At 64.5% G+C, this 21,992-nt stretch carries 18 protein-coding genes and 1 pseudogene; 8 read left to right on the forward strand and 11 right to left on the reverse strand.

Annotated elements, in window-relative coordinates; genetic code table 11:
- Nucleotides 1-129: 129 nt before the first annotated feature.
- From DMX12_RS20425 to pedF, 6 genes are all read right to left on the reverse strand, one after another.
- Nucleotides 130-1,650, reverse strand: coding sequence for an aldehyde dehydrogenase family protein (locus DMX12_RS20425; protein ID WP_110679302.1), 1,521 nt, complete (start codon nt 1,648-1,650; stop codon nt 130-132).
- Between the two features lie 119 nt (nt 1,651-1,769).
- A complete protein-coding gene (gene pedH / locus DMX12_RS20430; RefSeq protein ID WP_110679303.1) occupies nt 1,770-3,557 on the reverse strand; it encodes a PQQ-dependent alcohol dehydrogenase PedH in 1,788 nt (595 codons plus the stop codon).
- A 242-nt stretch (nt 3,558-3,799) separates the two neighbouring features.
- On the reverse strand, nt 3,800-4,732 hold the full coding sequence (locus DMX12_RS20435; RefSeq protein WP_110679304.1) for a quinoprotein relay system zinc metallohydrolase 1: 933 nt from the start codon (nt 4,730-4,732) through the stop codon (nt 3,800-3,802).
- A 38-nt stretch (nt 4,733-4,770) separates the two neighbouring features.
- Nucleotides 4,771-5,538 (reverse strand): quinoprotein dehydrogenase-associated SoxYZ-like carrier, encoded by a 768-nt coding sequence (locus DMX12_RS20440; RefSeq protein WP_110679305.1) that lies wholly within the window; start codon nt 5,536-5,538, stop codon nt 4,771-4,773.
- A gap of 35 nt (nt 5,539-5,573) precedes the next feature.
- Complete coding sequence (locus DMX12_RS20445) at nt 5,574-6,449, reverse strand: ABC transporter substrate-binding protein (protein WP_110679306.1); 876 nt, start codon at nt 6,447-6,449, stop codon at nt 5,574-5,576.
- 5 nt (nt 6,450-6,454) lie between these two features.
- Entirely contained in the window at nt 6,455-6,916 is a 462-nt protein-coding gene (gene pedF / locus DMX12_RS20450; protein WP_110679307.1) for a cytochrome c-550 PedF, read from the reverse strand.
- 254 nt (nt 6,917-7,170) lie between these two features.
- On the opposite strand from pedF, the gene exaA reads away from it, so the two are divergent.
- Together exaA and DMX12_RS20460 are read left to right on the forward strand one after the other, a co-directional pair.
- Nucleotides 7,171-9,066: a quinoprotein ethanol dehydrogenase gene (exaA, locus tag DMX12_RS20455; protein ID WP_110679308.1), complete on the forward strand. Its 1,896-nt coding sequence runs from the start codon at nt 7,171-7,173 to the stop codon at nt 9,064-9,066.
- Between the two features lie 77 nt (nt 9,067-9,143).
- Nucleotides 9,144-9,803 (forward strand): pentapeptide repeat-containing protein, encoded by a 660-nt coding sequence (locus tag DMX12_RS20460; RefSeq protein WP_110679309.1) that lies wholly within the window; start codon nt 9,144-9,146, stop codon nt 9,801-9,803.
- Nucleotides 9,804-9,955: 152 nt separating this feature from the next.
- Here the strand turns inward: DMX12_RS20460 and DMX12_RS20465 are convergent, their stop codons facing one another.
- Together DMX12_RS20465 and DMX12_RS20470 are read right to left on the reverse strand one after the other, a co-directional pair.
- The gene (locus DMX12_RS20465; protein WP_054913003.1) at nt 9,956-10,594 is read right to left on the reverse strand and encodes a response regulator transcription factor; all 639 of its coding nucleotides are present in this window, start codon (nt 10,592-10,594) and stop codon (nt 9,956-9,958) included.
- Nucleotides 10,594-11,868, reverse strand: a complete 1,275-nt coding sequence (locus tag DMX12_RS20470) for a histidine kinase (protein WP_110679310.1) — start codon at nt 11,866-11,868, stop codon at nt 10,594-10,596. The genes DMX12_RS20465 and DMX12_RS20470 overlap by 1 nt, the downstream gene beginning before the upstream one ends.
- A 150-nt stretch (nt 11,869-12,018) precedes the next feature.
- Between DMX12_RS20470 and DMX12_RS20475 the strand changes: the two genes are divergently transcribed.
- From DMX12_RS20475 to DMX12_RS20500, 6 genes are all read left to right on the forward strand, one after another.
- Nucleotides 12,019-13,212 (forward strand): ABC transporter substrate-binding protein, encoded by a 1,194-nt coding sequence (locus DMX12_RS20475; RefSeq protein ID WP_110679311.1) that lies wholly within the window; start codon nt 12,019-12,021, stop codon nt 13,210-13,212.
- Between the two features lie 30 nt (nt 13,213-13,242).
- Nucleotides 13,243-14,232 (forward strand): YVTN family beta-propeller repeat protein, encoded by a 990-nt coding sequence (locus DMX12_RS20480; RefSeq protein ID WP_110679312.1) that lies wholly within the window; start codon nt 13,243-13,245, stop codon nt 14,230-14,232.
- Nucleotides 14,229-14,969 carry an ABC transporter ATP-binding protein gene (locus tag DMX12_RS20485; protein ID WP_110679313.1) on the forward strand — a complete coding sequence of 247 codons (741 nt, stop codon included), beginning with the start codon at nt 14,229-14,231 and terminating at the stop codon, nt 14,967-14,969. The genes DMX12_RS20480 and DMX12_RS20485 overlap by 4 nt, the downstream gene beginning before the upstream one ends.
- Complete coding sequence (locus DMX12_RS20490) at nt 14,966-15,757, forward strand: ABC transporter permease (protein ID WP_110679314.1); 792 nt, start codon at nt 14,966-14,968, stop codon at nt 15,755-15,757. Before DMX12_RS20485 ends, DMX12_RS20490 begins: the two co-directional genes overlap by 4 nt.
- 140 nt (nt 15,758-15,897) lie before the next feature.
- On the forward strand, nt 15,898-16,458 hold the full coding sequence (locus DMX12_RS20495; RefSeq protein WP_110679315.1) for a PQQ-dependent catabolism-associated CXXCW motif protein: 561 nt from the start codon (nt 15,898-15,900) through the stop codon (nt 16,456-16,458).
- 58 nt (nt 16,459-16,516) lie between these two features.
- Complete coding sequence (locus DMX12_RS20500) at nt 16,517-17,182, forward strand: response regulator transcription factor (RefSeq protein WP_009681769.1); 666 nt, start codon at nt 16,517-16,519, stop codon at nt 17,180-17,182.
- 52 nt (nt 17,183-17,234) lie between these two features.
- Here DMX12_RS20500 and DMX12_RS20505 read toward each other — a convergent pair whose 3' ends face one another.
- The 3 genes and pseudogenes from DMX12_RS20505 to DMX12_RS20515 all read right to left on the reverse strand — a co-directional run bounded on the left by DMX12_RS20505 (nt 17,235) and on the right by DMX12_RS20515 (nt 21,588).
- On the reverse strand, nt 17,235-19,130 hold the full coding sequence (locus DMX12_RS20505; RefSeq protein ID WP_110679316.1) for a NahK/ErcS family hybrid sensor histidine kinase/response regulator: 1,896 nt from the start codon (nt 19,128-19,130) through the stop codon (nt 17,235-17,237).
- Nucleotides 19,099-20,262 (reverse strand): nitric oxide-sensing protein NosP, encoded by a 1,164-nt coding sequence (nosP, locus tag DMX12_RS20510; protein ID WP_009681767.1) that lies wholly within the window; start codon nt 20,260-20,262, stop codon nt 19,099-19,101. The genes DMX12_RS20505 and nosP overlap by 32 nt, the downstream gene beginning before the upstream one ends.
- 138 nt (nt 20,263-20,400) lie before the next feature.
- A pseudogene (locus DMX12_RS20515) lies at nt 20,401-21,588 on the reverse strand (porin).
- Nucleotides 21,589-21,992: the final 404 nt, after the last annotated feature.

The raw sequence follows: 21,992 nt of genomic DNA on the forward strand, positions 1-21,992 counted from the left end.
CCATCAGGCCAGCCAGGGCGCCTGGGCAGGCGGCCTGGCATTCGCTGCACCGCTACAGCAATGAGGGTGGCTGCGCAGCCTGGCCGCGACACCAGGCCGCTGTGCCAACCGCGCAGGTTCATCAGGGGGTCAGAAGAAGCCCAACGGGTTGATGTCGTAGCTCACCAACAGGTTCTTGGTCTGCTGGTAATGGTCGAGCATCATCTTGTGCGTCTCACGGCCCACACCCGACTTCTTGTAGCCACCGAATGCCGCATGCGCGGGGTACAGGTGGTAGCAGTTGGTCCACACCCGGCCGGCCTTGATGCCGCGGCCCATGCGGTAGGCGCGGTTGATGTCGCGGGTCCACAGGCCGGCCCCCAGGCCGAACTCGCTGTCGTTGGCGATCGCCAGGGCCTCGGCTTCGTCCTTGAAGGTGGTCACCCCCACCACCGGGCCGAAGATCTCTTCCTGGAACACGCGCATCCGGTTGTGGCCCTTTAGCAGGGTCGGCTGGATGTAATAGCCGCTGGCCAGGTCACCCTGCAGGCGCTCGGCAGCACCGCCAGTGAGCAATTCGGCACCCTCCTCCCGGGCAATCTGCAGGTACGAGAGGATCTTGTCGTACTGCTGCTCCGACGCCTGGGCGCCAACCATGGTTTCGGTGTCCAGCGGGTTGCCACGGCTGATCTTGGCGATCTTCTTCATCACCTCGGCCATGAACGGTTCGTAGATCGACTCCTGGATCAGCGCACGCGACGGGCAGGTGCACACCTCGCCCTGGTTGAAGAACGCCAACACCAGGCCCTCGGCGGCTTTCTCGATGAACGCCGGCTCCGCCTGCATGATGTCTTCGAAGAAGATGTTCGGCGACTTGCCACCCAGTTCGACGGTAGACGGGATGATGTTCTCGGCCGCGCACTTCATGATGTGCGAGCCCACCGGGGTGGACCCGGTGAAGGCGATCTTGGCAATACGCTTGCTGGTGGCCAGCGCCTCCCCAGCCTCACGGCCATAGCCCTGGACGATGTTCAGCACCCCGGCCGGCAGCAGGTCGGCGATCAGCTCGGCAAAAATGGTGATCGACAGCGGCGTCTGCTCGGCCGGTTTCAGCACCACGCAGTTACCCGCCGCCAACGCCGGGGCGAGTTTCCAGGCAGCCATCAGCAACGGGAAGTTCCACGGGATGATCTGCCCGACCACCCCCAGCGGTTCGTGCAGGTGATACGCCACGGTGGTTTCGTTGATTTCCGCCGCGCCACCTTCCTGGGCACGAATGCAGCCCGCAAAATAACGGAAGTGATCCGCCGCCAGCGGCACGTCGGCATTCAGGGTTTCGCGTACGGCCTTGCCGTTGTCCCAGGTTTCGGTAACCGCCAGCACTTCGAGGTTCTGTTCGATCCGGTCGGCGATTTTCAGCAGCGCCAGGGCCCGCTCCTGCACCGAGGTCTTGCCCCACGCGTCAGCCGCGGAATGGGCAGCGTCCAGGGCGCGCTCGATATCCTGTGCGCTAGAACGTGGGAATTCGGCGATCGGTTGGCCGTTGACCGGCGAGCTGTTGGTGAAGTACTGGCCAGCCAAGGGCGCCACGAACTCGCCATTGATGAAGTTGCCATAGCGCGGCTTGAAGGAAACGACGGCGCCTGGGGTTCCGGGTTGTGCGTAGATCATGCTGAGCCTCTGCAGGTCAATGCCTGTCCCACGACAGGCGATATGCCGATGGTAAAAAGCCCCGCCTGCCAGGCGAATGCATCGTTGGCAGCGGGGCTCTCGTCATTTGGTAGTAGGGGTCAGGGTTTTGCGCTGGCGGTCTGCTGCAACTGCTTGGGCAACTTGAAGGTCCAGAGCATGCCGCCCTGGTTGAAGTCCTTGACCCGCTTGGCCACTTCGCCGCCCCACAGCGGCACCGCGCCGCCCCAGCCGGACACCACCGATACGTACTGCTCGCCGTCCATTTCCCAGGTCACCGGCGAACCGAGCACGCCAGAGCCGGTCTGGAACTCCCAGACCTTGTCGCCGGTCTTGGCGTTGAACGCCTGCAGGAAGCCTTCCGGGGTACCGGTGAACACCAGGTTGCCCTTGGTGGTCAGTACCCCACCCCACAGCGGTGCATAGTTCTTGTGGCGCCACACTTCCTTGCCGCTGACCGGGTCGATGGCACGTAGCACACCGATGTAGTCTTCGTTGAGCGGCTTGATGGTGAAGCCGGCGCCCAGGAACGCCGCCCCTTTCTTGTAGGCAATGCCCTCGTTCCAGATGTCCATGCCCCACTCGTTGGAGGGCACGTAGAACAGCCCGGTGTCCTGGTTATAGGCCATCGGCATCCAGTTTTTCGCACCGAGGAACGCCGGGGCAACGAACACCGAGCTGCCCTTGGCTTCGCTGCCCGGTGCACCCGGGCGGCTGGCCTCGTTGTAGATCGGCCGGCCGTTCTTGTCCAGGCCAGTGGCCCAGGTGATTTTGTCGACGAAGGGGAAGCCGCGGATGAACTTGCCGTTGGTGCGGTCCAGCACGTAGAAGAAGCCGTTGCGGTCGGCAGTGGCGGCGGCCTTGATCTCTTTGCCGCCGTCCTTGTAGTTGAACGAGATCAGCTCGTTGACGCCGTCAAAGTCCCAACCGTCGTGTGGCGTGCTCTGGAAGTGCCATTTGATCGTGCCATCGTCCGGGTTCAGTGCCAGGCGCGATGAGGAATACAGGTTGTCCCCTGGGCGCAGGTGGGAGTTCCACGGCGCCGGGTTGCCGGTGCCGAACAGGATCAGGTTGGTTTCCGGGTCGTAGTAGCCGCCTAGCCACGGCGCTGCACCACCGGTCTTCCACAGGTCGCCCGGCCAGGTCTTGCCGGCTTCGCCACCGGAAATACCGTTTTCGATGGCCTTGCCGTCCTTGTACACATACCCCATGTGGCCTTCCACGGTGGGGCGCATCCACAGCAGCTCACCGTTTTCCGGGTTGTAGGCCTGGATCTTGCCCACCACACCGAACTCGCCGCCAGCCACGCCGGTAATCAGCTTGCCGTTGACGATCATTGGCGCGGCGCTGATCGAATAGCCTTCCTTGTGGTCGGCCACCTTCTTGCTCCACACCACCTTGCCGGTGTCCTTGTTCAGCGCCACCAGCTTGGCGTCGAGGGTGCCGAAGAACACCAAGTTGCCGTACAACGCCACGCCCCGGTTGATCACGTCGCAGCATGGGCGGATGTCATCGGGCAGGCGCGCATCGTACTGCCACAGTTTCTTGCCGGTTCGCGCGTCCACGGCGAATACCCGCGAGTAGGAGCCGGTCAGGTACATCACCCCATCCTTGATCAGCGGCTGCGCCTGTTGGCCGCGCTGCTTCTCACCGCCAAAGGAAAACGCCCAGACCGGGCGCAGTTCCTTCACGTTGTTGGTGTTGAGCATGTCCAGCGGGCTGTAACGCTGGCCCTGCACGCCCAGGCCATTGGTCACGATCTGCTGGGAGTTCTTCGGGTCCTGGAGGATATCTTCATTGCTGACGGCGGCGTGGGCAGCGCCGGCCAGCAACATGGCGCTGAGCACCAGGCTCACGGCGAACGCGGGACGACGTGGGGATCGGGTCATGTCGGCTACCTTTGGTTTTTTTGTTGTGCCCGGGAAATTTTCCCGGTATGCCGGGAATTCTTGGTCCCGAGGTGTTTGCCAACAATTGCTCGCAGTGTGGAGATTTCTAGTTCCTTGGTAGCAGCTGCCTTTTAAACGAAAGGGGCGCAAAGCGGCCCCTGGGTTGGTGTCAGCGGAAATTGCCGGCGCTGCTGCGCCGCCCTTTCGCGACGCATGGCCGCTCCCACGCCGTAGTGTCTGGCTCAGGGCGTACTATCTACCCGCCGAAGTTGCCGGCGTTCGTACCGCGGGTATAGGTGGCTGACACTGCGAATAAGTTCGTAACGCGTCAGGCTCAGGCCAGCAAAGCGCTCGGGTATCGGGCTGCGAATCATTTCGGCCATGTCGTCGCCACGGGCGGCGCCGTCGCGCAGCAGGTTGTCCAGCCAGGTGAGGTAGTCGCGCATCTGCACAAAGGGTAGCGCATCACTGGCCAGCGGCCCGTGGCCGGCTACCAGCTGCTTCCAGGGCAGCGCCTGCAAGGTGTCGAGGTCGTGCAGCCACACATCGAGGCCCGGGCTGTTGGGGGTGGTCAGGGCACGCTGATAAAACAGCAGGTCGCCGGCAAACAGCACCCCGGTCGTTTCATCGAGGATCGCCAGGTCCGCTCCGGTATGCCCGCGCAGCCCGAGCAGGCGCAGGCGGTGCCCGCCCACCTCGCGCACACCCGGTTCCACGACTCGGGTCGGCAGCACCACCTCGGTGCCTCGCATCCAGTCACCAACCAGGCGGTACATGTTTTCCGCCATGGCATCGCCTTGCTCGCGCAACAACGCAGCGGTGCCGGCCAGGGCACCGATGGGCACGTCGGTGAACGCCTGGTTGCCCAGCACATGGTCCGGGTGATGATGGGTCAGCAGCACTTCCAGCACCGGCTTGTCGGTCACCGTGGCAATCGCCTGGCGCAAGGCCTCGCCATAGCGTCTGGACGGCCCGCTGTCGATCACCACCACCCCCTCGTCGGTCACGATGAAGGCCGTGTTGACCACGTTGCCGCCATTGGCCTTGGCGAAATTGTCGGTACTGCCCTCCAGCAGCCAGGTACCCTCGGCAATCTGCCGGGGGGCGAGCCGGTAATCCAGGTTGGCCTGGGCCGGAAGGCCCAGGCACAACAGCAACAGCAGGATCCAACGCATGGCAGGCGCCTCGGTTCAGGGGTGGATGGCGACCGCGCTCAAGGCACTGCCGCCTCGAACTGGTTACCGCTGTTGTCCTGCAACAACAGCCGGGTCGGCCCGGGGCCCTGGATATCGAAACTCAGGTTCGGGTTCTCGCTGACCGCCGGGTACAGCGTCAGGCTGGCCAGGCGCTGGCCATCGGCGCCTTGCAACTCGGCGTGGTTGAGGTAGAACTCGGGAATGCCACTGACCAGGCCGTTGTCCATCGGGTGCGCCACCTGCAGGCGCAGGCGGCTGCTGTCGCCACGCGGGTAGCGGCCCCCCAGCACCTCGCCGAGGTGCTCTTCCCAGCCGGGCTGGGTGCGCACCACGCTGGGTGCGGTACAACCACCGCCGGCAGCATCGATCAGGGTCGAGCCCACGTGCCACAGGCCGTCGCGCGTGAGCACCGCCGCGCGAAGTGGTGTGGCCTGCTCGATACGGATACGCAGCGATAACCACGGCAGTACCCGTTCGCCGGGCTGGAAGTCGACAATGCGCGGCAGCGGGTTGAGTTCGGCCCAGGCAATGATGCGCACCACCTCGCCAGTGAACGCGCGGGCATCGATTTCCAACGGCACCTGGCGTGCGTCCTCGGCAAAAGGGGGAGCCAGCAGCTTGACCCGCTCATCGAAGACGAACGCTTCCTGGTCGAGCAGTTGCTTGTGGTAGAAGTCCCACATCACCGAGGGCACCGGGTCCTGGCTGGCACGCGGCTCGCTGGCCAGGGCCTGGCTTGCCCAAGGTAGCCAGCAGGCCAGCAGCAAGGTTGCTTTGAGGTTCATGATCCGCTCCCATTTACCGGGCTGCCGGGCCCAGGCTACTGGTACATTTCCGGCACCTGGTAACGCAGGCCGTACTGGGCATAGATCGCCTGCATGCGCCCCTCCCGTATCAACACCTCTAGCGCCTCCTCGACCGCATAGGCCAACTGCCGGTTGCTTTCATGCACGGCCATGCCGATGTCCCAGGCCTGCTTGCCCAGGTTGGGGTACGCATTTTCCGCCAACGCCAGCTGTGGGTTCGCGGCCTCATGCAGTTGCCAGTCGACCTCGCCGCGCATGGCCATCACCGCGTCTACCTCACCGGCCTGCATGGCGGCGAAGGCTTGCTGCACGCCGGGGTAATGGTGGGTCTTGGCGCTGAGCATGCCGTTGAACACCGAGGTCAGGTAGAACGACGGCACGCTGTCGATCTCTACCCCAATCGGGTGCTGCTGGAATACCGCGACACTGGCCACCGAAGGCAACCGGCGGCGGTCATAGGCCACCTGCCAACGTTCTTGCTGATACGGGCCGAACATCACCACCTGGGCGTTTTCCAGCTCGCCCAGCTCGTTGCGCTTCTGCGCATAGTCGTGGTCGTAGGGCACCCGCAGCATCAGGTCTGCCAATTGCTGATGGCGCAGCGGGCTGCCGCGCCAGATGTAGTCCCGCAGGTCGTCGTCGAGCTTTTCCCCAGGCGGCGCCCAGATCAGTTTCAGGCGCACGCCCATCGCCTCGGCCAGTGCCTGCGCCAGGTCCACATCCACGCCCCGCGGCTGGCCGTGGTCCTGGAAACTGTAAGGCGCAAAGTCCTTGTACACCGCTACTTTGAGCTCCCCGGCGGCGATGATCGTGTCGTAGTTGCGCACTTGCGCCTGGGCCGCCGCACAGCACAGCAACAGGGCACTGAACAGCACCGCCATCAGGCGCATGGCCGTTACTCCTCGACGTGCACGCTGTCCAGGTATGTGCGCACCGCCCACAAGGCCTCCTGGCTCAGGTAGTCGGCCATTTTCGGCATGTACACGCGGCCGTCGCGCACCGCGCCATGGCGCACACGCTCGACGAACCATTCATCGCCGGCGTCGCCGACATCGAGCAGCCGCAGGTCCGGGGCAATGCCGCCAGACTTGGCTTCCAGGCCATGGCAGGCCGCGCAGTTCTGGTTATAGGCCGAGGCGCCGATCTCGACTGCCTTGTCGTGTTCCGGCGAGCTACGGTAAGGGTTGACCGCCGCCCAGCCGTCTGCGTCCAGGCTAACCCCAGCGTCCTTGACCGGGGTCAGCCCCTTGGTCTCTACCGCCTGTGGGACTACATTGCCATGGGCCCAGGCCGTACCGGTCATTACCGCGCCGGCCAACAAGCCTGCAGCAAGCCACATATTGCGTTTTGTTGTCATTGTTATGCCCTCACCATTGCACGCAAAGCCTCAACCACAGAGGCCGTGTCGCCATCTTAAAAACACCCGGCATACGGCCGAATGCTGCTTTGGTGGTCGCGCCTTACTCCCTTGGTAGTAGGGCTTGTGGCGAACGGCCAAATGAGGTGCCGACCGGGAACTCTTCCCGGCAATGGCGGGATTTTTTCCGTATCCGGCGAGCGCCCCGGCGGCCCACCCTGTGCAGGCCAAAACCTCCACTGGGAACTGCAACCATGACAATAAGATCGCTACCCGCCCTTTCCCCGCTGGCCTTGAGCGTGCGCGTGCTGCTGATGGCCGGTAGCCTGGCCTTGGGCAGCGTGGCAACAGCGGCCACCCCCCCTGCGGCAACTGCCACCAAGAACGTCACCTGGGAAGACATCGCCAACGACCACCTCACCACCAACGACGTGCTGCAGTACGGCATGGGCACCAATGCCCAGCGCTGGAGCCCGTTGGCCCAGGTCAACGACAAGAACGTGTTCAAGCTCACCCCGGCGTGGTCCTACTCGTTCGGCGACGAGAAGCAGCGCGGCCAGGAATCGCAGGCCATCGTCAGCGACGGTGTGGTCTATGTGACAGGGTCGTACTCACGGGTATTTGCCCTCGATGCCAAGACCGGCAAACGCCTGTGGACCTATAACCACCGCCTGCCCGACAACATTCGCCCCTGCTGCGACGTGGTCAACCGGGGCGCCGCCATCTACGGCGACAAGATCTACTTCGGCACCCTCGACGCGCGGGTCGTGGCCCTGGACAAACACACCGGCAAGGTGGTCTGGAACAAGAAGTTCGGCGACCACAGTGCCGGCTACACCATGACCGGCGCGCCGGTGCTGATCAAGGACAAGACCACTGGCAAGGTCCTGCTGATCCACGGCAGCTCGGGGGATGAATTCGGCGTGGTCGGGCAATTGTTCGCACGCGACCCGGACACCGGGGAAGAAGTGTGGATGCGGCCTTTCGTCGAGGGCCACATGGGCCGCCTGAACGGCAAGGACAGCACCCCGACCGGCGACGTCAAGGCACCGTCCTGGCCAGACGACCCCACCACCGAAACGGGCAAGGTCGAAGCCTGGAGCCATGGTGGCGGCGCCCCTTGGCAAAGCGCCAGCTTCGATCCGGAAACCAATACCATCATCGTCGGGGCGGGCAACCCGGGGCCTTGGAACACCTGGGCGCGTACCTCGAAAGACGGCAACCCGCACGACTACGACAGCCTGTATACCTCCGGCCAGGTCGGTGTAGACCCGAGCACCGGCGAGGTCAAGTGGTTCTACCAGCACACCCCCAACGACGCCTGGGACTTCTCCGGCAACAACGAACTGGTGCTGTTCGACTACAAAGGCAAGGACGGCAAGGTGGTCAAGGCCACCGGCCACGCCGACCGCAACGGCTTCTTCTATGTGGTCGACCGCAACAATGGCAAGTTGCAGAACGCCTTCCCCTTCGTCGACAACATCACCTGGGCCAGCCATATCGACCTGAAGACCGGGCGCCCGGTGGAAAACCCCGGCCAGCGCCCGGCCAAGCCGCTGCCGGGTGAAACCAAAGGCAAGCCAGTCGAGGTTTCACCGCCATTCCTCGGCGGCAAGAACTGGAACCCCATGGCCTACAGCCAGGACACCGGCCTGTTCTACATCCCCGGCAACCAGTGGAAGGAGGAATACTGGACCGAGGAAGTGAACTACAAGAAAGGCTCGGCCTACCTCGGCATGGGCTTCCGCATCAAGCGCATGTACGACGACCACGTCGGCACTTTGCGTGCGATGGATCCGACCACCGGCAAACTGGTGTGGGAACACAAAGAGCACCTGCCACTGTGGGCAGGCGTGCTGGCAACCAAGGGCAACCTGGTGTTCACCGGCACCGGCGATGGTTTCTTCAAGGCCTTCGACGCCAAGACGGGCAAGGAGCTGTGGAAGTTCCAGACCGGCAGCGGCATCGTGTCCCCGCCCATCACCTGGGAGCAGGATGGCGAGCAGTACATCGGCGTGACGGTCGGCTACGGCGGTGCGGTGCCGCTGTGGGGTGGCGACATGGCCGAACTGACCAAGCCCGTTGCCCAGGGTGGCTCGTTCTGGGTGTTCAAGATCCCGAGCTGGGACAACAAGACCGCCCAGCGGTGATCGCCTGAGGTGGCGTATACCCGGGGCCGCGTTGCGGCCCCTTCCCCTGGTGCTTACACCCACGAGAGCCATTCGCCATGAACTACCTGCCCATTGCCCTGTTGTTGGCGCTCTCGCCTGCCCTGGCCGCACATGCCGAAGACGCTGGCGACGACGCCCCACTGACCATCAACGGCTGCGTCATCGCCGAAGGCAGCCAGTGCCCGGGTGCCAACCTGCGCGGCGCCAACCTGGCCAACCAGGACCTGCGCAAGATGAACCTGGCCGGCGCCGACTTGCGCGACGCCGACCTGCGCCACGCCCAACTGGACCTGGCCAACCTGGAAAAAGCCCGCCTGCAAGGCGCCAACCTGACCCGCGCCAGCCTGCAGCAGAGCAACCTGCGCCTGGCCGACCTGAGCAATAGCCACCTGGTGGCCATTCAGGGCTGGGGCCTGTTCGCCCAAGGCGCGCAGTTCGAGAACGCCGACCTCAGCGCGGCCTATCTGCAGTTCGCCCGGTTGTCCGGGGCCAAGTTGCACAAAGCCAACCTGCAGGCTGCGGACCTCGAAATGGCCTGGCTCAGCAAGGCCGACCTGCAGGAGGCCAGGCTGACCGATGCCAACCTGCAGGAGGCCAAGTTCGGCCAGAGCAACCTGGCGCGCGCCGACCTGCGCGGGGCACGGCAGCATTACGGGAATTTCCAGGAGGCCAACATGGAGGGATGCACAGGCTGCCCCGAAACCTGGGACAAATGACTGATTGCGCCTGCCTGTAGGAGCGGCCTTGTGTCGCGATGGGCTGCAAAGCAGCCCCGGCAATTTGTGCACCATGCTGAAACCCTGGGGCTGCTTTGCAGCCCATCGCGACACAAGGCCGCTCCTACAGGCAGCCCATCGCGACACAAGGCCTACCCCGCTACCCGCACCAGCCCCAAGTCAATCCCCAGGTGCACCAGCTCGGCATGCGAGCTGACCTGCAGCTTGCTCTTGAGCAAGGTCAAATGGTTGGACACGGTCTTGCCACTGATGCACAGCTGCTCGGCAATCAGCCGCGCCGGGGTGCCCTTGGCAAGCATGACGAAAATCTCCAGCTCGCGCTGGGTCATGCGCTGCAGGCGCGGGTCGCTTTCATTGTGCGGGGTGGTGCAGGCCAATTGCGTGGCCAGCGGCTGTTCAATGTAGGCATGCCCGGCCAATACACGCTGCACCGCCTCGATCAGCACCTCGGGCGCCGAATTCTTGGTCAGGTAGCCCGACGCCCCGGCCTCCAGCGCCTGCCGCACCAGGGGCAACTCGTCGTGCATGCTGAAGAACAGCACACGCAGCTGGGGCAGGCGCTGACGCAGCCGGCGGGTGGCTTCCAGGCCGCTGATGCCCGGCAGGCCGAAGTCCATGACCACCAGGTTGGGCACCTGCTCGTGCACCAGGGCCAGCGCCTCTTCGCCACTGGCCGCTTCGCGCACCTGGATGTCTGGCAATACCGCCCGCAGCAGGCTGGCATAGCCTTGGCGGACCACAGCATGGTCGTCGACCAGTACGATATTCATCACACCTCCTTGGGGATGTTCAGCGCCAACGCCCAACCGCCACCCGGGCGGCTGAAAATGCGTAATTCACCCCCCAGGCTGCGCGCGCGTTCGGCCATCGAGTGCAGGCCAACCCCAGGCCGGCGCGGTTGGCGCGCGCCGCACCCGTTGTCGCGCACGAACAAGCGCAACCCCTTGGCGCTGCGCTGCAGGCGCACCCGCACCTGGCTGGCGCCGGCATGCCGGGCGACATTGGTCAACGCCTCCTGCAGCAGCCGGTACAAGTGCGTCCTGCTCGGCGCGGGCAAGTCTGGCAAATGCTCGCCAACCCGCAGCCGGCAATCGATGCCCTGCCTGGCCTGCCACTGGCTCACCAGCAGGCCAATGGCCTGCGCCAGCGGCATGTGTTGCAGCGCCACCGGATACAGGTCTTGTACCAGGGCACGAAACCCTTGCTGCAAATGTTCGCAATTGAGTTCCAGTTGCTGTGTGGTCTGCTTGACCACAGCGGGCTGGTCGGCCGCCATGCGCAGCAGGCAGCCCTGGGCGCGGATACCGGCCAGGTATTGCCCAAGATCATCGTGCAGGGCCTGCGCCAGCCGGGTACGCTCCTGCTCCTGCACCGCCAGCAGGGCCTGGGTCAGTTGCGCATTGTCGGCCCGGGCCTGCTCCAGGTTCGCCACCATCGCGTTGAAGTGCGCAGCCAACTGGCGTGCCTCCGGCAGGTTGGCCTCGCGCAAACGCACGGCCAGGTGCCCCGCCGACACCTGCCGCAGCGCCCCCAGCAATTCAGCCAGCAGCCCCATGGCCCGCCCGACCGCCCAACGGATGGTCACCAGGCTCAATACCAGCGCCAGGCCGCACAAGCTCAGCAATTGCACCAGCGACTCCCAGACTTCGTCGATTTCATCGCGGGCATCCACGGCAATCAGCACCCGCCGACCATCGCTCAGTGTCAGTAAACGGCCACCTGGGTGGTGTTGACCGAACAGCTGGCGGCCCAGCCAGGCATCCACACCGGCATCCCCCGGCAACAGGGCGGCATCGCCAGCTGCCAGCCAATGCACCCGCACATGGCGCAGGTTCTGGGTCAGGCCCGGCTGCAAACTGGCCGGGTCACGCTCGGCAGTGTCGGCAAGGTAGGTCACCACGGCTTCGGCAGACTGCAGCTCACGCTCCACGTCGGCCACAGCCTGGTGCAGCAGCACCCCGGCACAGGCCACCGTCACCAGGGCGAAGCAGCCGGTGACCCAAAGGTTGATGCGCCACAGGGCAGACAAGTTGAACAGGCGCATGGGAGCTCTCTTCAGGGGTGCCGAGGTCCATCGTAAAACCGTAGGTGGCGCGGGAAATTACTACCTTGGTACCGGCCGAGCGCTACTTTCTGCATATTTCCCGCGCCCGGCGGGGTTCCTATGCTGGCGCCATCTGCCGTGGAGTGTGTCATGCGCCAGCCTGCCCACCTTGCCTTGTTCTGCCTGCTGGCTCTGATCGCCGTGTTGTCCGCGCCCCATGCGTCGGCCGCTGCGGGCCAGGCCGACGGCCTATTGCACGTGGGCATCGGCTATTTGGGCTACCGGCCCGACCCGGGCCCGCTGCTGTCCAATATCATCCCCGAACCGGCCGACGCTGGCCTGAAAGGCGCCGAGCTGGCGATCGTCGACAGCAACAGCACCGGCCGTTTTCTCAAGCAACAGTTCCAGCTGACCCGCGCCAACGTGGACAGCCCCGAGGCGCTGTTGCAGGCGGCCCAAGCACAACACGACCGAGGCCTGCGCCTGTTCGTGGTCAACGCCCCGGCCACCAGCCTGCGCGCGCTGGCCGCGGCGCTGCCCGACAGCCTGCTGTTCAATGTCGGCAGCCCCGACGACAGCCTGCGCAGTAGCCAGTGCCTTGGTAACGTGCTGCACAGCCTGCCGGGCCGGGCAATGCTCGCCGATGCGCTGGTGCAGTTCCTGGTGCTGCGCAAATGGCAACGCGCGCTGCTGGTGGTCGGCCAGACCGCAGATGACCAGGCCTACGCCGCCGCCCTGCGCCGCTCGGCGAAACGTTTCGGCGTGCAGCTGGTCGCGGAAAAAGCCTGGACCTTCGACAACGACCAGCGCCGCAGCGCCCAGGCCGACATGCCGCTGTTCACGCAAACCGCCGAATACGACGTGGTGCTGGTGGCCGACGAACGCGGTGACTTTGGCGAATACCTGCCCTACCAGACCTGGTACCCGCGGCCAGTGGCGGGCACCCAGGGGTTGACCCCCACCGGTTGGCACAAGACCGTGGAAACCTTCGGCGCGGCGCAACTGCAAAAACGTTTCGAGGCCCAGGCCGGGCGCTGGATGAACGACCGTGACTTCGCCGCCTGGATGGCCGTGCGCAGCATTGCCAGCGCGGTCAGCAAACTGCGCCAGGCCGACCCACGGGCGCTGCAACAGCTGCTGCTCAGCGAGCAACTGCCCCTGGACGGTTTCAAGGGCCGCAAGCTCAGCTACCGGCCCTGGAACGGCGAGCTGCGCCAACCGATTGCGCTGGTACAGCCTCGCGCACTGGTCAGCACCTCGCCACAAGATGGCTTCCTGCACCCCTTCAACGAAATGGACAGCCTGGGCTACGACAAGCCCGAAGTGACCTGCACGTACCCCTGAGCCGACAACCACAACAATAAGGAATACGCCATGCGCCGCCCTCTGCTTTCCCGCGCCCTGCTCTACCCCAGCCTGCTGACGGGCGCCCTGGCGCTGGCCTGCGGGCATGCGGTGGCCGCCACTGCCTGGGTGTCCAACGAGAAGGACAACAGCCTCAGCCTGATCGACCTGCAGACCCTGGAGGTCACCGAAACCCTTGCGGTCGGGCAACGCCCTCGGGGGCTGCTGCTGTCGCATGACAACAAGCTGCTGTACATCTGCGCCAGCGATTCCGACCGGGTACAGGTGATGGACGTGGCCACCCGCAAGATCATCAAGGAACTGCCCTCTGGCAAGGACCCCGAGCAGTTCGCCCTGCACCCCAACGACCGCTGGCTGTACGTTTCCAACGAAGACGATGCGCTGGTGACCGTGATCGACACCGTGACCGACCAGGTACTGGGGCAGATCGATGTCGGTATCGAACCTGAAGGCATGGCCGTCAGCCCCGATGGCAAATGGGCGGTCAACACCAGCGAAACCACCAACATGTTGCACTGGATCGACACCAGCACCCAGACCCTGGCCGACAGCACCCTGGTCGACCAGCGCCCGCGCTTCGTCGAATTCAGCCAGGACGGTTCCAGGCTGTGGGCCTCGGCGGAAATCGGCGGCACGGTGACCGTCCTTGACGTTGCCACGCGCCAGGTGCTGAAAACCCTGAACTTCCAGATCAAGGGCGTGCACCCGGACAAGGTCCAGCCGGTGGGCATCAAGCTCAGCGCGGACGGCAAGTATGCCTTCGTCGCCCTGGGCCCGGCCAACCATGTGGCGGTGATCGATGCCAAGACCTACGAGGTGCTCGATTACCTGCTGGTCGGGCGGCGGGTCTGGCAGTTGGCGTTCTCCCCCGACCAGCGCCGCTTGCTGGCCACCAACGGGGTCAGCGGCGATGTATCGGTAATCGATACGCAGAACCTCAAGGTGCTCAAATCGGTGAAAGTCGGGCGCTACCCTTGGGGCGTGGTGGTCACCCCATGAACGCCCTCGAGGTGGCCGATGTGAGCTTCGCCTACGGCCAGCGCGAGGCGCTGCGGCAGGTCGGTTTCAGCCTGGCACCGGGCCGTTTTGCCGCGTTGCTGGGCCCCAATGGCGCCGGCAAGTCGACCCTGATCGCCCTGCTGACCCGCCTGTACGACCTGCAGCACGGCGATATCCGGGTGTGCGGCTGCTCGTTGCGCGACACCCCGCGCCCGGCGCTGCGGCAGATGGGCGTGGTGTTCCAGCAGAGCACCCTGGACCTGGACCTGAGCGTGGAGCAGAACCTGCGCTACCACGCCGCGCTGCATGGCCTGTCACGGCGCCAGGGCAACCAGCGGGTAGAGGCCGAGCTGGCGCGCCAGGGCCTGGGCGAGCGCCGCCACCACAGCGTGCGCGAGCTGAATATCGGCCACCGCCGACGGGTGGAAATCGCCCGTGCGCTGCTGCACGAGCCACGCCTGCTGCTGCTCGACGAGGCCAGCGTCGGCCTCGACCCGGCCAGCCGCCTGGCACTCAACCAGCACGTGCGGCAGCTGTGCCGCGAGCAGCAGTTGAGTGTGCTGTGGACCACCCACCTGCTGGACGAAGTGCAGCCCAGCGACGACCTGCTGATTCTCCATCAAGGGCGCCTGGTGGCCAGCGGTACCGCCGATGCCCTGAGCCTGCAGCACGGCGGCGACCTGGACCATGCCTTTGCCTACCTGACCCGGCAGCCTTCAGGAGCCCACACCCGATGAACGCCTACTGGCAGTGTTTCAACGGCATCATGCTGCGCGAATGGCTGCGCTTCGTATTGCAGCGCACGCGCCTGCTCAGTGCCCTGGTGCGCCCGTTGCTGTGGTTGCTGGTGTTCGCCGCTGGCTTTCGGGCAGCGCTGGGCATCGCCATCATCGAGCCGTACGACACCTACATCCCCTACGAGGTGTACATCATCCCGGGGCTGGCCTGCATGATCCTGCTGTTCAACGGCATGCAAGGGTCGTTGTCGATGGTCTATGACCGGGAAATGGGCAGCATGCGCGTGCTGCTGACCAGCCCCCTGCCGCGGGCGTTCCTGTTGGCCAGCAAGTTGCTGGCGACCTCGCTCATTTCCCTGCTGCAGGTGTACGCTTTCCTCGCCATTGCCTGGGTGTACGGTGTGCAACCGCCGGCGGTGGGGTTGCTGCTGGCACTGCCGGCGCTGCTGCTGGTGGCGTTCATGCTCAGTGCCCTGGGGCTGCTGCTGTCGAACGCCATCCGCCAGCTGGAGAACTTTGCCGGGGTGATGAATTTCGTGATTTTCCCGCTGTTTTTCCTGTCTTCGGCGCTGTACCCGCTGTGGAAGATGCGCGAAGCCAGCGAGTGGCTGTACTGGCTATGCGCGGTGAACCCGTTCACCCATGCCGTGGAGCTGGTGCGGTTTGCCTTGTACCAGCGCCTGAACCTGTTGGCGCTGGCGGTGTGCCTGGGCTTGACGGTGCTGTTCACGCTGCTGGCGATCGCCACCTTCAACCCCCAGCACGCAGCGTTGCGCAAGCCGCGATGATCCTGTGGCCTGGCGCGGCCCAGGCTGACGGGCGGCGCTAAGCCACCTACTACTTTAGTACTGCATTTACTGTCTATCGTCGCATTCACAAAGCACCGCTACTGGCATGTAATGGGTTCATAACAAAAAGGAAGAACCCCATGCCACATGCCCTGCCCCGGCTGCCACGCCCCTTGCTGGCGGCACTTTCACTGAGCCTGACGCTGGGCACCGCCCAGGCCGACACGGCGCCGCTGTTCTCTGCCGACGGTTACCGCATCACCCTTTACCGCAGCCCGACCCCGGCCCAGGTCGAGGGCGGCCAGGTGGTAGACACCGCCACATTGCAACGCCTGCTCAGCCAGCAGCCGCGGCCGGTACTGATCGACGTGTACCGCCGCCAGTGGCTGCAGGGCCGCTTCATCGAAGACGAGCCGCACGCCAACCTTCCCGGCAGCCTGTGGCTGGCCAACACCGGCGATGGCGAGCTGAGCCCGGCCTGGCAGGCGTACTTCGCGCAAAACCTGCAAAGCGCCACCGCCGGGCACACCGACCAGCCTGTGGTGTTCTACTGCCGCGCCGATTGCTGGCTGAGCTGGAACGCGGTAAAACGCGCTAAAGCCCTGGGTTACCACAACCTGTACTGGTACCGCGACGGCGTTGACGCGTGGCAGCAGGCCAACCTGCCGCTGCAGCCGGCGCAACCGGTGCCTTTGCCCTGATCTGTTCAACTGCCACTGCGTGCCCTGCTCCATCCAATAAAAACAAGGTGAAAAGGCCATGTACAAAATTCTGATTGCCGACGATCACCCCCTGTTTCGCGAAGCCATCCACAACGTCATCAGCGATGGGTTCCAAGGCAGCGAGGTCATGGAAACCGCCGACCTGGACAGCGCCCTGGCGCTGACCCAGGCGCATGACGACCTCGACCTGATCCTGCTCGACCTGAACATGCCCGGCATGCACGGCCTCAACGGCCTGATCACCCTGCGCAACGAAGCACCGACCACGCCGGTGGTGATCGTGTCGGCCGAACAGGAGAAACAGATCGTGCTGCAGGCCATCACCTATGGCGCGGTAGGTTTCATCACCAAGTCCTCGCCGCGCGCACAGATGATCGAGGCGATCGAGCAGATCCTCAACGGTAATGTCTACCTGCCGCCCGACATCATCCGCGCGCAGAAAAGCAGCACCGGCCGGCGCCAGAACGATGCGCCGAGCTTCCCGCCAGAAATGCTCCAAGCCTTGACCCGCAAGCAGTTGCTGGTACTGGAACGCATGACCAAGGGGGAATCGAACAAGCAGATTGCCTACACCCTGGATATCGCCGAGACCACGGTCAAGGCGCATGTGTCGGCAATCTTGCGCAAGCTCAATGTGCACAACCGCGTGCAAGCCATTCTCAGTGCGGGCGATATCGACTTCGCCGACTACCTGCGGCGCTGACCGGCTCCAGCTTCATGGGGGCCGCGTTGCAGCCCCCATAGCACACCCGGCCCTAGCCTTGGGTGCCCAGCAAATGGCTCATTGCAGTCTTCAATTTCAACGGCCGCACTGGCTTGTGCATCAGGGTATGGCCCAGCTCACGGATCTGCTGCTTGAGGTCGTTGCTGTAGTTGGCCGTGATCATCAGCGCCGGGAGCGGCTGGGTGCGGCGGGCATTGATCCGCGCCACCGCGTCGAGGCCGTTGCAGTCATTGTCCAGGTGGTAGTCGGCAATCAGCAGGTTGGCCTCGGCGTGGTAATTGTCCACCTGGCGCGCCAGGTCTTCCTCCGACAGCGCGGTGATCACCTTGCACCCCCAGCCTTCGAGCAGCGTGCGCATGCCGGCACAAATGGCCGCATCGTTGTCCAGCACCCAGACTTGCGCCCCACGCAGGCGTTCGAACATCGGCTCGCACGCGGCCTGGCTCGGCTGCGCCTTGGGCGCAACGGTGCTCAACGGGACCTCGACGGCAAACACCGATCCCTTGCCAAGCCATGACCGCACGCGGATGCGATGGCCCAGGATACCGGCGATCTTCTCCACGATCGCCAGGCCCAGGCCCAGCCCGCGATCCTGCTCAGGGCGCTGCACATCACCGCGCCGGAACTCCTGGAACATTTCCTCCAGGTGTTCTTCGGCGATGCCGATGCCGCTGTCCCACACCTCGATCCGCAAGCCGCCACGCAGGCGCCGGCAACCCAGCACCACCCGCCCGCTGCGGGTGTAACGGATGGCATTGCTGAGCAGGTTGCGCAGAATGCGCGCCAACAGCTGGATATCACTGCGCACCACCGCCGAACACCCCACGAAATGCAGGGCCAGGCCCTCGCTACGCGCGACCTGGGCATATTCGGCCGCCAGGTTGTCCAGCAGCTCGCTGAGCGCGAAAGGCGCGATATCGGCCTTGATCACGCCCGCATCAAGTTTGGAAATGTCGACCAGGGTGCCCAGCAGGCTCTCCACATCCTCCAGCGAGTTGCTGACATTGCGGACCAACTGGGCACTGTGCTGCGGTTCGCGGCTTTCCAGCAACGCGCTGGTGAACAGCCGCGCCGCATTCAGCGGTTGCAGCAAATCATGGCTGACCGCAGCCAGAAACTTGGTTTTCGACAGGTTGGCCTGTTCGGCCTCGCGCTTGGCTTCGCGCAGCCGCGCTTGCGCCTGGCTGCGCTCTTCGATTTCCCGCAGCAACTGGTCGTTGAGGCTGGTCAGCTCCGCCGTGCGCTCACGCACCCGCTGCTCCAGGTGCTGATAAGCCTGGTGCAATGCCTGCGCGGTATTGCGCCGCTCGGTGATATCGCGGATCAACACGAAGATACCCACCACCTCGCCGCTGGCCAGGCGGTTGGGGACATAGGAACGCAGCATGTAGCGCTCCTGGCCCTTGATGTTGGTTTCGGCAAACTCGAAGGTCACGCTCTCGCCCGCCAACGCCCGCGTCACATAGGCCTCAAGGCGTTGGTAATGCTGTTCGCTGTGGGCCTCGCGCAGGCTTTGCCCCAGCATCACGCCACGCGGCCAGCAGTACCACTCTTCATACACCTTGTTGGTGAATTCATAGACCAGGTCGGCATTGAGGTAGGCGATCAACGCCGGAACGTTGTCGGTGATCAGGCGAATCTGGTGCTGGTGCGCGGTCTCGGCCCGCTGCCGGGCCTCGCTGAGCAGGTGGTTCACCGCCTTCAGCTCGGCCATGGCCTGGCTCAGCGCATCGGTGCGCTCGCGCACCTGCTCGGCCAGCACCACCGAATGCTGAAACGCCGCGTACGGGTCATTGCCGCGGGTGACCCCGGACTCGACACGTTCGATCAGCGCACCATTGATGCGCTGCAGCTTGTGGTTCTGCTGCTGCAGCCGGGCCACCTCGGCCTGCAGGTCAGCGACCGACAGGAGGCCGGTTGCGGGCAATGGCGACGCCGGTGAAGGTCTGGTTGATATGCATGCCATTGAACTGTTCTCCGTAGGTGTTGAACCCGATCACCCGTTGCTCGCGCAGAAACGCCCCCACCAGTTCCAGGCTGTGTTGCCCCTCCAGTTCCAGACGCCGCAGGAAGCAGTCGCAACCAATGGTCAACAACAGCGGGCCCAGGCGCTGGTGCAGGCCGTCGAACAGCTCATGCAGGTTCGGCAGCAACGGCCCTGGGGTCATGGCCGTGAGCACGATGCCGTTCTCCACGGCACAGTAGAAACTCAGGCTCAAGTCATCGTGCACACGCTGGACGGCGCGCATGTAGTACTGGTCGTGAATGCGCACGGCCAACGGGTGCGCGGCGAACACCCGGTAATCGAGCGCCGCCACCGGCACACCGATGAGCCGGGCATATTCCTCGGCAGCGGGTTCGGCATTCAGCTCGAATACCCGGCGCTGGCCGCTGTCGGCGCCAGTGACCACCAGTTTTTCCTGGCGCGGCTGGATGTGATGGGTAGTGAACACTTCGAAGTCGAGCCAGGTGTTGACCAGCACCACCACCGCTGCGCCGCTGTGGAAGGCGCCGCCGTGGTAGACATGCGTGCGGTTGAGGTAGTTGTCGTCGCCGGCCGAACCGCCGAAGTGCGGGATGTCGCCCAACGCCGCGCTCAGGGCAGCGAGGACCATCTCCTCCCGGCTGGACAGCCCGTCGAGCAGGGTCAGGGCAAAGCTGTGGCCTTTGATCGGCGCCAACGAATTACTGCGGCAGGTGCCGACCAGCCGCTCGACCATCTGTTGCGCATCGATGAGGCTGAAGTGCTCCATTTCGTCGATCAGCCCGGTGGCGATGGAAAAGTGCCGGTGATCGAAGCCCAGCGCGGTCACGCAGTTGCGGCCGTACCCCTGCGGGGTGATTTCGCCGGCACTGGTGCAGCCCACCAGGCGGATGCCGCCAAACCCCTGTTCCAACGCCTGGGCCAGTTCCTGCAGGTTGTATTCGGCAGAACAGAAAAACAGCACCAGGCCCAGGTGGGGGTGCAGGAGCTGTCGCGCTAGGTCCTGGGCGGCCAACCGGGCATCGGTGGCCTGGGACATGGCGCTGAGCACACCGTCGTTGAGGGCCTGTTGCATCAAAGTCTCCGGCGCAGGGCGGCTGAAGGTGCAGTGTACGAAGCCGGGTACGTGGGGCGAATGCTACTTGGGTAGCGGGTGGGCGGTTCCAAGGGTGTAAATGCCAGCTTCACCTGCGCCTGCCTTGCCGCCCCGTGCTTACCAGGTCAGCACCGCGCCCACAGCCAAGGTATCGGTGTCTTCGTTCTGCGCACTGCCCTCATGCCCATCGATGGAGAACTGGTTGTACTCGGCCACCAGCTTGAGGTTGTCGTTGACGTCATGGAACAACGCCATCCCACGGGTCTTGTAGTCGGCACCGCTGCCCACCGCACCGTTGCCATCGTCCTTGGTCTTGCCATACGACAGCGCCACGCGGTTTTTGCCGAACTTGTAGGAGCCCTGTAACAGGTAGCCGTCGCTGTCCACATTACGCAACACCGGCTCGCCCGCGTTATTCGTGAAGAAGGGGTTGATGCCCTTGGCCTGGAACCCAGAGCCGGTCAATGACCAGCCGCCCAGCTTGGCCTGCACCCCATAGCCGACCCCCTTGGAGGTGACGGACTGGACCGTCGAGTCGGTGTTGTCCGAGGTCTGGTAGCTACCGTTGACCCAGCTGTAGATCTGCGCCCCCGCCAGGTCGAACTGGTAGGTGATTTCGCTCTCTGTGCGTGGGTTTTCCTGGTAGGCCTTGCCGGTCGGGCTGCTGTCGTTGGTATCCACGGGGTCCATGATGCCCACCGCCACGCGCAGGCCGTCCATCACCGGCGTGCGGTAGGTGATCTGCGAGGTGGGAAACGGATAGGGGTAACCGCTGCCGATGTTGCCGAACGACACCCCGCCGCCATCCACCAGGCCCAGCGTGTCACTGACCTGGCCATAACCGGCCAGCAGCTCGTCCAGCAGGATGTTGGAGCGCGCGAACAGGCCAAAGTCCTTGCCGATCAGCACTTCGCCCCACTCAGGGTTGGCCACCGTGCCGTAGAACTGGCGCACGTCGATGGCGGTATCGGTGCCGTTGGTTTCGCTGTCGTTGATGGTGACCCAGAACGACGCCCGCGCGCCGAGTTTCAGGTCGTCTACCTGCTTGCCCATGTTGAAACCGATGTAGTTGGGCAAAAAGCCCATCTTCACCCGCGACTAGCGCCGGTCGAACTGCTCGCCCTCGCGGTCGACCTTGCTGTTGACATAGAAGGCGTTGATGTAGCCATCGGTAGAGAATGTCGTCTGGTCCTTGTCGTACAGCATGATCTCGGCCTCGGCGGCACCGCTCAGGCCCAAGGCGGAAACACTGGCGAAGGCAGCAGCGAGAAAACGAGGCGGCAGGTGCTTTTTGTTGTTGTGCATGGCGCGCTCCAAACGGGGGACAGGATGTCGGAGGCGATTATCAGAAGCCGGCAGGCCACCCGGAACGCTGCTTTGGCGTGGGTTGGCGGGTGCTTTGGGGCGGAGGGTGTGGCGCGGTGATTTGGTCTTGGGACCTGCTGGGGTCGGGGGGGCAAGACTTAGGGTGTAGGCAGGCGTGGCAGGCGGGTATCAATACGCCTGAATGAACCGGGGCCGCCTTGCGGCCCATCGCCGGCAAGCCAGCTCCCACAGGGATCGCCTTAGGGCTGACAAGTGTTTGCCACAAGGTATGGCAGCGCCTGTTAGAGCGAGCGCCGCCCGCGCGGCGCATCGCGAGCTGCGCTCGCTCCTACGTTTGTTTCGGGCCAATTATTCCTGTGGGATTCGCGCGCGAACGCCTTGGT

Source organism: Pseudomonas sp. MB-090624 (assembly GCF_003205245.1).
Lineage (GTDB): Bacteria > Pseudomonadota > Gammaproteobacteria > Pseudomonadales > Pseudomonadaceae > Aquipseudomonas > Aquipseudomonas juntendi.